This window comes from Rickettsiales bacterium, from assembly GCA_041396965.1.
Classification (GTDB): Bacteria; Pseudomonadota; Alphaproteobacteria; order Rickettsiales; family SXRF01; genus SXRF01.
Genome location: JAWKXN010000001.1, coordinates 470201 through 485281 on the forward strand (window position 1 = coordinate 470201; position 15081 = coordinate 485281).

General features: G+C 46.6%; 14 protein-coding genes. 5 read left to right on the forward strand and 9 right to left on the reverse strand.

The features are described from left to right. Positions 1–10 precede the first annotated feature (10 nt). The 5 genes from R3D71_02410 to R3D71_02430 all read left to right on the forward strand — a co-directional run bounded on the left by R3D71_02410 (position 11) and on the right by R3D71_02430 (position 2662). On the forward strand, positions 11–715 hold the full coding sequence (locus R3D71_02410; protein ID MEZ5690501.1) for a DUF2793 domain-containing protein: 705 nt from the start codon (positions 11–13) through the stop codon (positions 713–715). Position 716: 1 nt separating this feature from the next. Then, positions 717–1541 (forward strand): hypothetical protein, encoded by an 825-nt coding sequence (locus R3D71_02415; GenBank protein MEZ5690502.1) that lies wholly within the window; start codon positions 717–719, stop codon positions 1539–1541. 119 nt (positions 1542–1660) lie between these two features. Next, on the forward strand, positions 1661–1798 hold the full coding sequence (locus tag R3D71_02420) for a hypothetical protein (GenBank protein MEZ5690503.1): 138 nt from the start codon (positions 1661–1663) through the stop codon (positions 1796–1798). Position 1799: 1 nt separating this feature from the next. Beyond that, positions 1800–2225, forward strand: a complete 426-nt coding sequence (locus tag R3D71_02425; protein ID MEZ5690504.1) for a hypothetical protein — start codon at positions 1800–1802, stop codon at positions 2223–2225. Next, on the forward strand, positions 2222–2662 hold the full coding sequence (locus R3D71_02430; protein MEZ5690505.1) for a lysozyme: 441 nt from the start codon (positions 2222–2224) through the stop codon (positions 2660–2662). Before R3D71_02425 ends, R3D71_02430 begins: the two co-directional genes overlap by 4 nt. On the opposite strand, the gene R3D71_02435 is transcribed toward R3D71_02430, so the two are convergent. The 9 genes from R3D71_02435 to R3D71_02475 form a co-directional block, all read right to left on the reverse strand. Next, positions 2659–3690 (reverse strand): hypothetical protein, encoded by a 1032-nt coding sequence (locus R3D71_02435; GenBank protein MEZ5690506.1) that lies wholly within the window; start codon positions 3688–3690, stop codon positions 2659–2661. The genes R3D71_02430 and R3D71_02435 overlap by 4 nt on opposite strands. Before the next feature lie 220 nt (positions 3691–3910). After that, positions 3911–5812, reverse strand: coding sequence for an ATP-binding protein (locus tag R3D71_02440; protein MEZ5690507.1), 1902 nt, complete (start codon positions 5810–5812; stop codon positions 3911–3913). Further along, on the reverse strand, positions 5805–6782 hold the full coding sequence (locus R3D71_02445; protein ID MEZ5690508.1) for an SIR2 family protein: 978 nt from the start codon (positions 6780–6782) through the stop codon (positions 5805–5807). The genes R3D71_02440 and R3D71_02445 overlap by 8 nt, the downstream gene beginning before the upstream one ends. Before the next feature lie 238 nt (positions 6783–7020). Further along, positions 7021–10005, reverse strand: a complete 2985-nt coding sequence (locus tag R3D71_02450) for a DEAD/DEAH box helicase family protein (protein ID MEZ5690509.1) — start codon at positions 10003–10005, stop codon at positions 7021–7023. Positions 10006–10093: 88 nt separating this feature from the next. Further along, positions 10094–10342 (reverse strand): hypothetical protein, encoded by a 249-nt coding sequence (locus tag R3D71_02455; GenBank protein ID MEZ5690510.1) that lies wholly within the window; start codon positions 10340–10342, stop codon positions 10094–10096. A 13-nt stretch (positions 10343–10355) separates the two neighbouring features. Then, entirely contained in the window at positions 10356–11666 is a 1311-nt protein-coding gene (locus R3D71_02460; protein ID MEZ5690511.1) for a restriction endonuclease subunit S, read from the reverse strand. Further along, positions 11663–14005 (reverse strand): class I SAM-dependent DNA methyltransferase, encoded by a 2343-nt coding sequence (locus R3D71_02465; protein ID MEZ5690512.1) that lies wholly within the window; start codon positions 14003–14005, stop codon positions 11663–11665. Before R3D71_02465 ends, R3D71_02460 begins: the two co-directional genes overlap by 4 nt. After that, on the reverse strand, positions 14005–14187 hold the full coding sequence (locus tag R3D71_02470; GenBank protein ID MEZ5690513.1) for a helix-turn-helix domain-containing protein: 183 nt from the start codon (positions 14185–14187) through the stop codon (positions 14005–14007). The genes R3D71_02465 and R3D71_02470 overlap by 1 nt, the downstream gene beginning before the upstream one ends. A gap of 105 nt (positions 14188–14292) precedes the next feature. Further along, a complete protein-coding gene (locus R3D71_02475) occupies positions 14293–15054 on the reverse strand; it encodes a hypothetical protein (protein ID MEZ5690514.1) in 762 nt (253 codons plus the stop codon). Positions 15055–15081: the final 27 nt, after the last annotated feature.

Sequence of the window (15081 nt, forward strand, 5' to 3'; positions counted from 1 at the left end):
GGAGGATTCCATGTCTCAGACCACACGTCTGGGCTTGCCTTATATTGTTTCAAGCCAAGCCCAAAAAGAAGTCACGCATAATGAAGGGTTAAATAAGCTCGATGCGTTCGTCACGCCGGTAGTGGCGGATATTGCAGATAGCCCACCCGGAAGCCCGGCGGCGGGTGATTTGTATATCGTTGGTAGTAGTCCGTCGGGGGATTTCACCGGCCATGCCAACCAGCTGGCGCAATACCAGACTGGTGGCTGGGTGTTTTACGCACCATTCAAATGGATGGATGCGGTGGTGGAGTCGCTGGATTCGCGCATGGCCTATGATGGTGCCTCTTGGGTTCCCTTCGGCCTGATCATGAGGGATACCGGCGAGTATCTGCGCGTGCAGAGCTGGCAGGAAGATGTTGATCTAAGCCTTACCAATGCCACAGCCACCAACATTCCCGACCGCTCCAGCGTGATCGCCGTCAACACGCGTGTGATCACTGCCGTGACAGGCAGCGTCACTACCTTCGGCGTTGGCGTATCGGGCGATACCTCACGCTATGGAAACGGCATCGGCACGGGCGTGGACTCCACCAATATCGGCATGAGCTATCACCCCGTGACTTATTACAGCGACACGCCGGTTTTGCTCACACCGGACGCTGGTTCCTTCACCGGCGGGCTGGTGCGGATCAATGTACAGTATCTGAAACCTCACGGACCATGGAACTGGTAATATGACAAACGCTTATCACTATGCGAACACCTTTGATGACGCGCTGGCGAATGAATTCGAGGGCGTGCTTTCCATGCGGTATGATCCGCGAGACATGCAGGGGCTGGCGGTTTGGCATGATGGAAGCGACACCGCCAGCCTCATCATTGTGAATGATCAAGTGGCCGTGTGGGCAGATAAGTCAGGCAATAATCATCCGCTCGGACCCGTTGCCGGTGAAGCATTGCCCAGCCTAAGCGCCAGCCTGCAAAATGGTATGCGCGGCGTGTTCTTCGACTATGCAGCAAAAGAGATGATGGAGAGCGACTATATCGCAGCGGCGGATGGCTCCATCTCTGCCTTTGTGGTGGCCAAGCGTGTGGATGCCTCCAGCCTCTATGACGGTGGCTCGGTGTATAAAAACATTCTGTCCATCGGCAGGCCTGATGGCACCACCACAGAAACCGGCAAGATCAACATTACCGAAGATCGCGATAGTGGCGATGTACGCACCAATGCTCACAAGGTATCGGCCAATAATAGTGCGGGCGAGATATTGTGGGATGGCAAAGCGCATATTCTCACCTCGATCCTTACTTATGCCACCAATTTCTCGTTGGAAGGCCGCGCCGATGGGGTGCGTGAAGAACTGGGTGAGCGCACGAGTATCGGGCTCGCGGATGAACTCGGTCCCTTACAGATCGGTGGTTCAACCAGCGCCAGCAGTCGGCGCTTTTGGGGAACGGTCTATGAAGTGCTGATTTACGAACGCGCACTAAACCCAGCCGAAACACAGATCATCGAGAAATACTTATCCGCCAAATGGGGCGTAGTCCTGCAAAGCTAGGAAATCATTATGGATGAAGAATTGAAAAAAGCCATTCGCGCTGCCGTGCGCGAAGGGATCGAGGACGCTTTGACCAAATACGGGATCGACACCAGCGATCCCACGGGGTGCAGGCGGACATGATTTACTTGCGCAAATCCCGCACCGGCTCGGACGAGGTTCTCAAATGGGCAAAACGCTCCGCTATCACTGCCGCCGTCACCGGTGCGCTGGTGGCGCTGTGGCAAGGATTCAAACAGATCATTCAGGGAGGTTAATATGATAACATTACTCGGTTCTTTATTGGGCTTTATTTCGGCGGCGTTTCCAGATTTGCTGAAGCTGTTCCGCGACGCACAGGATCGCAAGCACGAGCTGAAAATCCTAGAGATGCAGATGGCGCAGCAAGCGCAAGGTCACACCAACCGGCTTGAAGAAATCCACGTTGAGGCAGATATTGCCGAAAGCCGCGCCTTATACCGCACCTATAACACCGGCATCAAATGGGTGGATGCACTTAATGGCACAGTGCGCCCGGTGATCGCGTACAGTTTCTTCATTCTCTATGCGGTGGTGAAGATGATGCAATTCTCAGCCGATCTGCCGTGGTTGCTATGGAGCGAGGAAGATCAGGCGATCTTCGCAGGCATCATCAGCTTCTATTTCGGCCAACGCGCCATGAGCAAAGTGCGGGGTGGGAAATGAGGCGTATCACACAGGATGGTCTTAACCTGATCAAACGGTTTGAGGGGTTCGAGCCGGAAATCTATCTGGATGCGGCAGGCTTGCCTACGATTGGCTATGGCCATTTGCTGCGACCGGGCGAAGAGGAGATGTTCAAAAACGGTATCAGCGAAGAAGCAGGTGTAGCGCTTTTGATCAAAGATGTGCTGGTGGCCGAACGTGCCGTGCTGCGCCTGATCCGCGTCCCGCTCAGCAATGGCCAGTTTGATGCGCTGGTGTCGTTCACCTTCAATCTAGGCAGCGGCGCTCTCCAACGCTCCACCCTCCGGCGCAAGGTCAACCGTGAAGAACACGAAGATGTTCCCGCCGAATTCATGCGGTGGGTCTGGGCTGGTGGGCGGAAGCTGAAGGGATTGATCAGGCGGCGGGAAGCTGAGGCTAGGATTTATCTCAGCTAGAGCTCTTTCAGCTCTTTTTCAATCAACTTGAAGCGCTCTTTAACCTCTTCGCCAGAATAGAATTCTAGTAAATCTTCCTTAGACATATTGCCGTCTACAAGAAATTTAGCTAGATACCTTTGATTGAAGTCCATCAGCAGTATGCTCTTTTCTAGCTGTGCAAGTATCTTTTTGTTGGTTTCAATATTGCTTAATACTAAGTTTTTTATGCTGATAATTTCACTAATATCTTTAATTATTCTATTGATTATTATTGATAATATGTCCTTGTCCATTTCTACTGGGTGAGCATTTACAACAATGTCTCTGGCTAGCATATATGCGATTGCTAAATTGCTATAATCACCTTTTTGAGAGTCAATGATACAAATCAGTCCAACTGCTGGAATATAGCGAACGTTTTGGATATTATTTAATATCCCACTATCAGCCACAGATATATCCAATACTAAAATGCTTATCCGGCCATCGCGATTAGCTTGCGATTCTATCAGCTGACTCCATGCAGTGTCTGTCTTTCTAGTAAAAATATCTTTAGATTCTATATCGCCTAAACGTAGGCTTTTATCGAATTTACATTCGATCACTATCTTAAGAGAATCATCTCCGTTGACATGGCAAATAATATCCCCAGTCTTGTTCTTAGGTAGTTGTCCGACAGTTGTTCCGGATAGGACTGCTTTGTCCTGCAATCTTTGAGCAAGAAAGAATTGATTTAAGAATTCGGCCACTTCGTCTTCTGCTATCATTCCTTTAACGGCAGATTTGAAGAATAGTTCTTGCTTCATCTCAAATATCATTTTGAGACTTTCCAATTCTGTTCCTAGCTCGTTAGATGTTTTTGCAAGAAATGCAGAAAGCCTATCTTCCATCAGAGCCAATACCCCAATATATATGGCTTTTAGCAGTTTCTCATCACGTTCTACAGCAGGAAGTTTGTCAAAAAAACCAAACACCACTTGGTTATCAAGCTCAAAGCTTTCTAGCTGAACTCTTTTGTTCTTCTGGTTCAAAGATAGTATTGGCATGGCTATACCTTACTGTATCTATAGTGGCCTTTTATATCGGACGCCAAATACTTGCCTTGCGATGGAGCTGACTTGAAATCATTCCAGACCTGAAGTGGCACATCAAAGTAGTGATACACTCCTCCATTATGAAAGCTCACCTCAAGTATCATACTTGTGTCTTCATAGCGAGCTGAGGCCAAATTTGATGAAGTAAACTCAAAAGATTGCCATGCCATGCTTATTTCTCCTTTTTAGGTTTTGGTTCTGGTAATTTAGGATTTTGTTGCCTCCAAACGAGACTAAATTCTTCATAGTTTGGATTTTCTTCCATTTTGATTCCCCATCCACCGGGTGAAGTTGACTGATCTGGAGGCAATTCATCACAGACCACTGGATCATGACTATCTGGTCGTTGCTCTTTGGGCGGAGCTTGAATGATGGTACGCATTGGCAGCCCGACTGCTTCACCAAGAATAATAGACTCACCTGTTCGCAAAATAGGGAGCATATTAGTCAGCCCTTCTAAATTATCAGTAATGGCACCCGTGATATGCGCTCTATCTGTGCTGTTACTTAATCGTAAAGCAAAGAATGTTCCACATTGTGAGAGGATCGTTGAATTTATCTCTGATGGGCGTTGGCTTACTATCATTGCCCCCATCCCATATTTTCGACCTTCCTTGACAATTCTTTGCACGATAGAAGAAGCAAGGCCTTGGAAGTTGTCGTTCAAGTACGCATGTGCTTCTTCCATAACCACTAGCAGAGGCCTTTCTCTACCGCCTTGGGATAGGTTTCTTGCCCAAAAAAGAGCATCATACAATAAGCGAAGCAATATTCCGATTACATCATTGATTATAGTTGTTGGAATTCCAGATAAATCCAGAATTGTGATAGGTTTCTCTGAACCAATCCACCCTTTCATTAGTTCAGGTAAATCGGATGTTACTCTTCCATCCAGATCGGGAAGCCATTCCCCCGGTTTGAAGAGAAAATCATATCTAGGGATGCGTAGCTTTGCGCCAAGATTTTCTAGTGATGATCTAATGTTCAAAGGGTCTGGTAGGTAGTTTATTTTTTCAGGATCATCTTTAATGTTTTTCACCTTCCTAAAACGAGGAGGTCTTCCAGTCATTGCATCACCAGTTATAAAATTTCCTTCAGCATCTTTTTCGTATGCCCAATTTTCAGGAATTGGTGTTTTGTCGTTTGAGTAATAAGTTCCAAATTCTTTGCAATAGAGTTCATGCCATAATGCATGCAAACTAAAAGGAACCGGACTATCCACACTAAGATTTTCTGGTGATATTCCAAGTTTGGGATACTTCTGCAGGGCTTCCGATTTGTATTGAAGAATCTTTTCTAAAATTATATTTTTTTCTTTGCTATCAGCGGAGAGGTTGCCAAAGGTAACCTTAACTAACTCGTCAAAGCTCATTGCCCAAAATGGCAAATATAATGGATTCTCATTTGGATTTCTTTTATCTGGCGACAGCTTATAAACGTTTGCTTTGTCCCCCAGCGCCTTGCCGTATTCACCATGAATATCCAATACGACTATTCTGGCAGCAGGAAAGCGCTCTTTATTTGATAACATTGAGAGCAAGCCTGCAACTGTAGTTGATTTTCCGGAACCAGTTGTACCAACAACGGCAGAGTGTCTAGTGATCAACTTGTTAATGTCTACGAGTGCATCAATGGATTCTGCTCCGGCAATATGCCCAACCTTAATCAGGTGATTCTGTTCACCTTTCTTTCCGTAAATTCGAGCGAGGTCTTTCTCTGAAACCAAATGGACTTCATCGTCTATAGTTGGATATTGAGAAATCCCACGTTGAAATTTTCCTGAATTATAGCCCTCACCAAGAAGCTGAACTTTTATCCATCTGTGTCCATACGGCTGCTGTTCAGCAAGATTTTCAGGAACAGCGCTAGCTCCGACCTGAGTGACAATGCCAAACAAGTCAATGTACCCAACAGGAATCTTAACAAAACTACCTAGTTGCCCGATTCGGTAGCCCTGACCATTAACAAAGGTTAGTCCTGATAAATGATTACCTGAAAGAGTGACACTTACCGATGTGCCACTAACATCTTGTACCGTCCCAAGCACAGTTGAACCTGTTGCAATCTTACTCATCGCTTTCATCTGCGCCACTCAAGCCCTTCAATAGATTGCTAAATTGTAGAAAATCACCGAGCCTAACTTCGCACTTAGGCTGCTCATCTTCAGATTCCTTTGGTAGTGGGGAGACTATCCCTTCAGGTATATTAGTTCGCATGTCATCGTTATATGACCAATTTCCCTTGTTCCTTCCTATAACAGCTCCATCAAATGCTAGCAGGCTCAAATTAGGAGTGCGGAATGAGCATTCGCGTGCCTTTTTATATTTTTCATCTTCTAATTTTCCAAAAATGAACGCATAGGCCATGCCGGTTGAATTGCTTTCTAGGCATCTGCAAAGCACATCATTTATATGATCATCGCTAAATGAATAACCGGAAATAAATAGTATTGAAGATTGCTTCAGCATAAAATCCTTCAACCTATCCAGCATAGCCAAATAAGGCATTTTTCTGCTTTGATCATATTTCAAATGAGAGGGATAGATTAGGTGATGATTATCCTTTGCAAGGTCATCACTTCTTACGACATTCTTTTTAGCATCTAGCCGCCAATTTATTGATCCATGTATTTTCCAATACCTTGTCCATCTTGGCGGAAGCACATGCTCGTTTTCTACGGCACCAAGATCAAAGAAAGCCTTTCTTGATCCAACAAATCCATCAAAGTATGGGGCGGAAGACTCTTCAAAAGATTGCTCGATGAGTAAGTCATAGTTAGTAGTAAAAATATGCACAGGCTTATCGCGCTCGATAGTCCGCGTCCATATTGCTAAGTTATGGTAAGGGGACAGAGAGTCTGGCAGAGACTTATTTACTTCTTCGGATATTATTGTGCAAATTTCGGTGTCAAGCGTCTCTAAGTCCTTAGCAACAAAACCCCTTACGGTTCCTTTTCCAGCTACACTTGCTAGGGCACGAACTTGCGTTAATATATCCTCAATATTAGGCGTATTGCAGCCATCTTCTTTCATTAAAGAGATCATTTTTTCCCACGAGCTTGGCTCGCTATCTTTTTTACTCTTGAGTCTCTCGGCAATGATATTTGTTAGCCCGGCAACATCGGGAATTAATGGATCAGAAATTTGGTTACCTTCATCATCGTTACGCTGATTAATTCGAACAGATAATGGACAGCCTGCCCCGATAAAGAAACCTATAGGCTTCTTATTCTGAGATAGTGCTTGCTGAATATAAGACACTTGTCTGTAGGCATCGTGATAACTACTCATTCCCAAACCTCATCATCATTTGGCGCAAACTTTCTGGATTCTGAGATAACAGACGCATAATGCTGCTATCGAAAGCGCGTTTGAATTCATCGTCGGAGGCATACTTCTTATAGAGATCAAGCTCTCTGCGACGCTCGCTATTTACAGCCTGTCCAATAATATCTTCCAGCGCAATCCGGCGGTTTTGCTCGTCGGCATTGTTCAAAACTTTATCCTTGTAGCTTGGGTGATTCATGACATGCTGTGCAATGTTAATAAATTTCACGCGCTGTTCCTCTGGCGTCGCATCCCAGCCAGCAAAGAAACGCTCATTAAACGAATTGATAATCTGATCCAGAGGGTCTTTTTCATTATCACCGCCATGCGCACCACGAGGATTCGGGTTTTGCGGATCAACCTCACTATCAGAAGCATCAAGTCCAATCGTATGATTTAGCTTCACGCGTTCAAGCCCATAGGTGGACAGATCAACACTTTCCAGAAGTTCATCAATTTCCTCTGAATCAGGGTCTTTTACCTTCAACTTAGGAATCAGGAATTTCAGGAACCAGTGCAGCATTTCCCATTCTGGATTATTGAACGGGATGATGCAGGCAACCTGCGCATAAATTTTTACAAACTGTTTGGCCTTAATTTTGAAATCGGCCTTTTGTTCTTCTGGCAGATCCTCATCAAAACGGGCAACCACCTGATCCAAAACAGGTGAAAGCTGGTCTGCTTCCACGGCAGCAAAAAACAGCTGGTTAAATTGCTCAACTTCGCCCCGTTCATAAATTCCATAATCATCCAGTGCATCTTTAATATCGTGCAGTACGTTGACATCGGTGGGCTGGCTAAGCGATGTAGAGGTGTAGAAATCATCAAACGCACTCTTGATGTCTTCTACACTGTTGTAGAAGTCGAGGACAAACGTGTCCTGCTTAGCAAGTTTATAATTACAACGATTCAGGCGAGAGAGCGTTTGCACTGCCAACACGCCTTGCAGCTTTTTATCGACATACATGCTGTGCAGCATGGGCTCATCAAAGCCGGTGAGGAATTTATTCGCCACCACCAGTATTTTATATTCATCCTTTTTGAATTCTTTGGGGATGTCATTTCCGGGAAAACCATTGAGGCTGTCTTCCGTATGCTCAATCCCGTCCACGACCTTTTTGCCAGTAAACGCAATTACAGGCTTAAACGGCACGCCGCTTTCCTTCAGGACAGTGCGTAAGGCCATGTAATAGCGGATTGCAGATTCAATATTGCGGGTGACCACCATTGCCTTGGCCTTGCCTCGCAGTTTTTTCGCCTGATAGACATTCTCTATAAAGTGATTAGCGATGATATTTGCTTTGGCTTCGATCGTATCACGATGGGCTTCAACATATGCTCGCAGCTTCTTCTGCGCCTTTTTTGTGTTAAATAGCGGGTTGTCTTCAATGGATTTTTGTATCTCGTAATAGCTGCGATAGGTGGTGTAGTTAGCCAGCACATCCAGAATAAACCCTTCCTCAATCGCTTGCTTCATGCTGTAGAGGTGGAAGGGATGAAACTTTCCATCCGCGCTTTGCACGCCAAACTTCTCCAGCGTCGCGTTTTTAGGCGTGGCGGTGAAGGCAAAGAAAGAAGCGTTATTACCCATCTTTCGACGGTTCATGGCATCAAGGATTTTATCCTGCAAATCTTCAGGCACTTCTTCGCCATCTGCTGCACTGATTACCGCGTTCAATGTATCTGCCGTGCTGCCACTTTGTGAGGAGTGCGCCTCATCCACGATCACTGCGAATTTGCGATCAGAAAGATCGGCCATGCCATCTACGATGAAGGGAAACTTCTGAATAGTCGTGATGATTAGCTTCTTGCCATTCTCTAAATGCTGTTTAAGGCCTTGTGCATTGTCACAATGCGCGACGATATTTTTAACTTCGGAAAAGCTCTTGATATTGTCTTTCAGCTGCTTATCCAGAATGCGGCGATCCGTCACCACAATCACGCTATCGAAGATATTGGCTGCACCGGTAGGATCATACAGCTCCACCAGCTGATAGCCCAACCATGTAATGGAGTTAGATTTCCCTGAGCCTGCTGAGTGCTGAATCAGATATTTATGTCCGGCACCATTAGACTTTGCATGGTTAAGAATTTTCCGCACCACATCCAGCTGATGATAACGTGGGAAAAACAGCAGCTTCTTTTTCTTCCCTGTTTCTTCGTCCTCTTCCTCAACCAGCTTGGCGAACTGCTCAATAATGTTAATCAGGCTGTTACGCGTCAGCACTTCTTCCCAAAGATAAGCTGTTTTATGGCCGCCTGAGTTTACAGGATTTCCTTTGCCGTGGTTATGACCTTTGTTGAAGGGCAGAAAGTAGGTTCCTTTGCCATCAATCTTCGTGGTCATGAAGACTTCATCCGGATCAACGGCAAAATGCACTAAACAACGCCCAAATTCAAAGAGCGGCTCGTTTTTATCGCGATCTTCCGCATACTGTTTGCGGGCATGATAAACAGTTTGCCCTGTCCACGGGTTCTTCAGCTCAAAGGTGGCGATGGGTAAGCCGTTGAGGTAAAGAACCATATCCACAGATTTGAACGTATCCGTGGCAGAATAATGCACTTGCCGCGCAATCGAAAAGATGTTGGAAGCAAAGGCGCGAATCACATCAGGGTTCAGATCATTATACACGCCGCCATAGCTTAGCTTCAGGTGAGCATCATCAATGGCGAGGCCTTTTTTCAGGACAGCGAGCATGCCATCTTTTTTGATCTTGCGGTTCAATCGCTCCAATACCAGCCGCTGCCAATCATGCCGCCCGCGCAACTTTTCCAATTCTTCTGGCTGAGTAGCTTCCAGAAACGCCCAGAACTTGGCTTCATCCACAGCAAATTCAGTGTTAAAATCCGCAGGAGCAGAGGACACATAGCCATCAGCCAGCAATGCTTTCTCGATATGGGCTTCCAGTGCCGCTTCGTTGGTTTGGCTGGTTTGGATCATACTTTCCCCGCAATCTGTATTTCTTGAACTGTTCGGAATTTCCGAACAGTTGCTGCTGGTCTGTTGTGTGCTGAAAATTTCTGCACAGTTACTTGAATGTCTTTTTAAGCATTTTTGAGAGTTCATCACTGATGGCTTTGGTGGCGTCCTTTTGGATAGCTGGTTTTTCTTTGGCATAGGCTGCCTTCACCAACTGATCTTTTGTGAACTCCGCACCGCATGCGTTGCAGGTGTAGTGATCCACGCCTTGTTCAAATGCGAAATCGGTATGCTCGCACTCCAGACAAAAGAGCTCAATCTCTCTATTCACTGCCTTCTCAATTTTCGTCATGTCCATAATATCGCTCCTTTTACACCTTGATTTTTCCTGTCACCGCATGGGCGATGAGCGTTTGTTTGAATTCTTTAAGTTTCTCAATTTCACGCTCTGCGTTGTTAAACGCAGGGCTGAAGTCAGATTCAATTTTCTTGCAATATGCGACAATTTTTTCTTCGTCATCTTTGTGTGGACAAATTACTTTAAGAGCGGAAAGCGTATTTTGCCCTAGTGTTGGGATGGTTCCCCCAATGACATTATTCTCTACTTGTATTCTAAAATACGGTGCAGAGATGCTTCTTTGCAGCAAGCTAGCACTCATCTTAAATCTTTTGAGAACAACCAACTGTGGATTGATTGTCATTTCCATATCGTATTTATCAATAATGGCGCTTTTTCCATAAGATGAACCAGTTTTGACAAAGATTATATCATTCTCGAAAACCATGATTTCTGGGGATTCGTGATATTTCTTCCAAGATAAAAAGCTGACCTTGTCTGTTGAAAATCCATTTTCATGAATGTTGCTTGGGCTAAGAGTTATTGCACCTTCACCTTCATCCACTAGATCAGAAGCAGTGTAGCCCCTGAACCCAATACGTCCGAAGATTTGGCATACATTCTTCAAGCGCTTCACCTCCCAGTGGGCGGGGATGTGGCCGATCCATTCGATGCCGCTGTCTTTCATGGGCGCGTTGGGGTTGAGGCCTTTAGTGACGGCTTGGTTGATGAGGATGGATTTTTGTTCCTTCAGCAACTCAATCAGCCGCTGCTTTTTCTCTATCGCCGCATCAATCTCCGCCGTTTTCTGATCCAAAAACGCCACAATGCGATCTTGTGTTGCCATATCAATGGCGGGAACAGGTAAGTCTAGCAGATCATTTTGATTGAGTGTTGAGCGAACACCCGCGCCTAATTTGTTGTAGACTCCCTCCAGATACATGAAGAAATAAAAATAATATAAGAATCTGGGGTTAGTATTATTAGAAGGTCGAACTCGAATGTATGCTGAGCTCATAATCCCATCTTCATGTACAAGCCCCACACGACTTGTTTTGTAGTTTTCAAGGTCAATTAGCTTAAAGACCAGATCATCTTTTTCAAACAGCTGGTAGGTGCGGTAATCGTCTGGAACCAACCCTTCTGGCGAATCCGGATTGTTATTCACTACACCACGAAGCGTTAGTGAAAGCACGTTCTCACATTCATTCTTGCGGTTAAGATATTTTTTATATTTGTGAATCCACTTTGCGCGCTCCAAAGACCAATCTTCTGGAATCTTTCCCAGCCAAGGCACGCCGCTGTCTTTGTAGCTGTCATAGGTTTGGTAGGCTGCTTGCATCATGCGGCCTCACTTTTTGGTGTAGCGCTGGTGAGATCAACCAGCTTTTTCAGCAAGCCTTCGGTTTCTTCTTCCAGCTGCAGAATATCCCGCGTCACATCATCCAGCGAGCGCAACGGCTGGTGCTGGTAGAAATAGCGGTTGAAGCTGATTTCATAGCCGATGGTGGTTTTGCCAATGTCCAGCCATGCTTCATCCACATGTGGGCGCACCTCGCTCAAGAAGTAATCGTGAATATCTTCCTTCAGCGGCACGTTCTCTGTGTCGCGTAGGTCGCTGTCGGTTTCATATTCGAGATACTCGCCATCTTTGCCGGTCGGCCAGTAGCCATAATCCGCCAGATGTTGTTTTTCTGTTCCCAGCTTCTCCAGCAGCTCTTCCAGCTTTGCACCGGCGAGTTTATGCTGTTTTTTGATGACTTTCTCAGCCTTTTCATCGCGCCAGCTAATAGCGTTTAGAATCTGGTTTTTCTCGGAAGCTGAGAGCTTGATCTTCTGCGCTTTCAGCGTGGCCTCAAATTTCTCGCTGAAAGTGTTGAAGTCGTTCCAAACATCCTGCCCAATAATACCCATCAGCTTTTCAGCCGTTTGCATCAGGTCACGCTGCTCTATCCACGTTTTTTCGCTGAGTAGCGCTTTTTTGTTTTTTGGGGTGATGCTGATTTCCTCGCGCTCCAGATAATCCTCGATCACCTGCTTATGCGATTTGATGTTGGTGTACACTTCATCTTCATATTTTTCGAACATCCATTCCATCACCTCCTGCATGGCAGAAGCAAAGCGAAGGCTGGCCACGCGCTCCGGCGTGAATTGCGCGGACTTACGCAGCGGACGTTCTACCGTCACTTTGTAATAACCAAAATCTTCATTATCAAAGAGCTTGGAAACGCCTTCGTCCTTCATATCCAGATAGATGCGGGTGATTTCATCAATATGTGCGTCGGTAAATTCGCAGTTCTTTTGCCCCAGATTCTTGCGGAGCTTTTGATACATCTCTGAAGCATTGATCAGCTGCACCTTGCCGCGTCGGTGGGCAGGCTTGTTGTTGCACAGAATCCAGATATAGGTGGTGATGCCTGTGTTGTAGAACATGTTATTCGGCAGCTGGATAATGGCTTCCAGATAGTCGTTTTCAATAATGAAGCGGCGGATGTTGCTTTCGCCGCCGCCTGCATCACCTGTAAAAAGGGATGAGCCATTATGCACTGATGCGATGCGCGAACCTTGCGGGCTGTTGGCGAGGTTACGCATTTTGCCTGCCATCTCCATCAGGAACAGCAGCTGGCCGTCGGATGAGCGTGGGGTGGCATCTGCCATTTCATCTTCCCCAGCGAAGTTCTTCAGGCGCACCTGAAAGCGAGAGTCGATAACGTCTTTGCCGTCTTTGATGTATTTCAGGTCAGATTTCCATGACTTACCATAAGGCGGGTTGGAAAGCATAAAATCAAACTTCATGGCCGAAAACTCGTCTGTGGCCAAGGTGGAGCCGAGCTTGATGTTTTCAGGGTTATTGCCCTTGATCATCATGTCGGATTTACAGATGGCAAACGTTTCCGGGTTCACCTCTTTGCCGTACACATACACATCAGCGGTGGATTTGATGCCGCCTTCGGGGTCAATGATGAAATTCTGCGCTTCGGTGAGCATGCCGCCAGAACCGCAGGCGGGGTCATAGATCGTCATCACCGGCGGCAGTTGGTTTTTGACCGGCTCAAAGAGGATATGCGTCATGAGCTTGATAACTTCACGCGGGGTAAAGTGCTCTCCGGCTTCTTCGTTGTTTTCCTCGTTGAATTTGCGGATCAATTCCTCAAACACATAGCCCATGCCCAGATTGCTAAGGCCGGCCAGCAGGCGTCCATCAGCCGTGCGCTTATCTTCCGGGCTGAGGTTGATTTCTTCTGAGACATATTTCTCGATCACATCATACAGCACATCAGCCGCTACCATCTTGCGCACCTGATTACGCAGATCAAAGTTTTCGATGATTTCTTTCACGTTGGCGCTGAAGCCATCCAGATAGGTTTTGAAGTTTGCTTCCAGCTGTGACGGGTTGCCCAGCAATGATTTCAGCGTGAATTGAGAGGTGTTGTAGAACACATAGCCTGAAGCCTCGCAGAGTCCTTTAGGATCGAGCTCGGTGAGTCCGACATCCGTGCGTTGAAATTTCACTTCTTCAAGTACGGCTTCTTTTGTCGGCTCCAGCAGGCAATCTAGGCGGCGCAGTACAAACATCGGGAGAATAACGTCGCGATATTTGCCCCGCACGAACACATCGCGCAGGCAATCATCCGCAATCGACCATATAAAGCTGACAATTTTATTATGTGTTGAGTGATCCATTACTTTGCCTCCCTTTTTCCCTGTTCTGCTATCCAGCTATCAATCTCACTTTTCTTGAAACGCCATGCGCCGCCAACCTTAAAGCCGGGAATTTTACCTTCAGCCGTCAGCTTGTAAGCCGTCTTGTCATTGATCTTCAGGTAGTCTGCGACTTCCTTCATGGTCATTATGTCAGAATCCATTGCAACGCCTCTCTAAATGCGGGACATCTGACAATACAGAAAAGGAGAGAAAAAACAAGAAAGTTACAGAATAAATTCACCCCTTAACGTATTGTTCTGAAGCGCTTACACCGCCTGTGGCTCAGATAGGGCTGGCATAGGGCTGCATATAGGACTCAGGCGGTAATAGCCGCGTCCATTGGAGTGTATCAATTCTTTCCAATGTGCCTGATGACGGAACGCGTCGCGCATGATCATGCTGGATGATCCGGCGTTGGCGAGCAGCGTTTTGCCGTGAATCCACGGGTTATCCGATAGCAGGCTGGCTTCATGCAGCTGGCGCACGATGGCAGCCTGTATCTCGCCGAAAGTAAACTGGTAGCCATTTAGCCGCACGAGGCGATAGTTATTTTGCTGGTTAAACATTGGCTGCGCTTGCGGTGGGGCATCGCGTTTGATTTTGTGTACACTAATCACCTTGCAGGGTTTACTTGCGGCGAGATTATGCGCTTTCTCGAAGCTCCGCATATCTTCGGTGAGGATCAGCAAATCCTCGATCCACATCTCTACCTTATCCAAATGCTCCACAATGAGGTAATGTGAATCGGGTTGGCGGGTGAGGAATTTGCGCCGCGCCACCACACCTTTGGAAAAGATGATTCGGCAGGATTCCGGTGCCACACGGACATATCCCTCCAGCTGCTGCGCAGGATGGCGGGTGGCATTGTCCGGGCTGTGTTCAGTGATGGTGTAGGCATAGGTGGGCGATAACCACACCGAAGCATGTAGTTTACCCGCGACGATTGCATGCTGCACCTCCTCCAGAGTGGTCGTCCAACGAGCTGCTGCCTGCGATAATGTGTAATACTCCCGTTCAGGAAAGGGCATGCCAGCCTCCCGATTTTGCTTTATAAT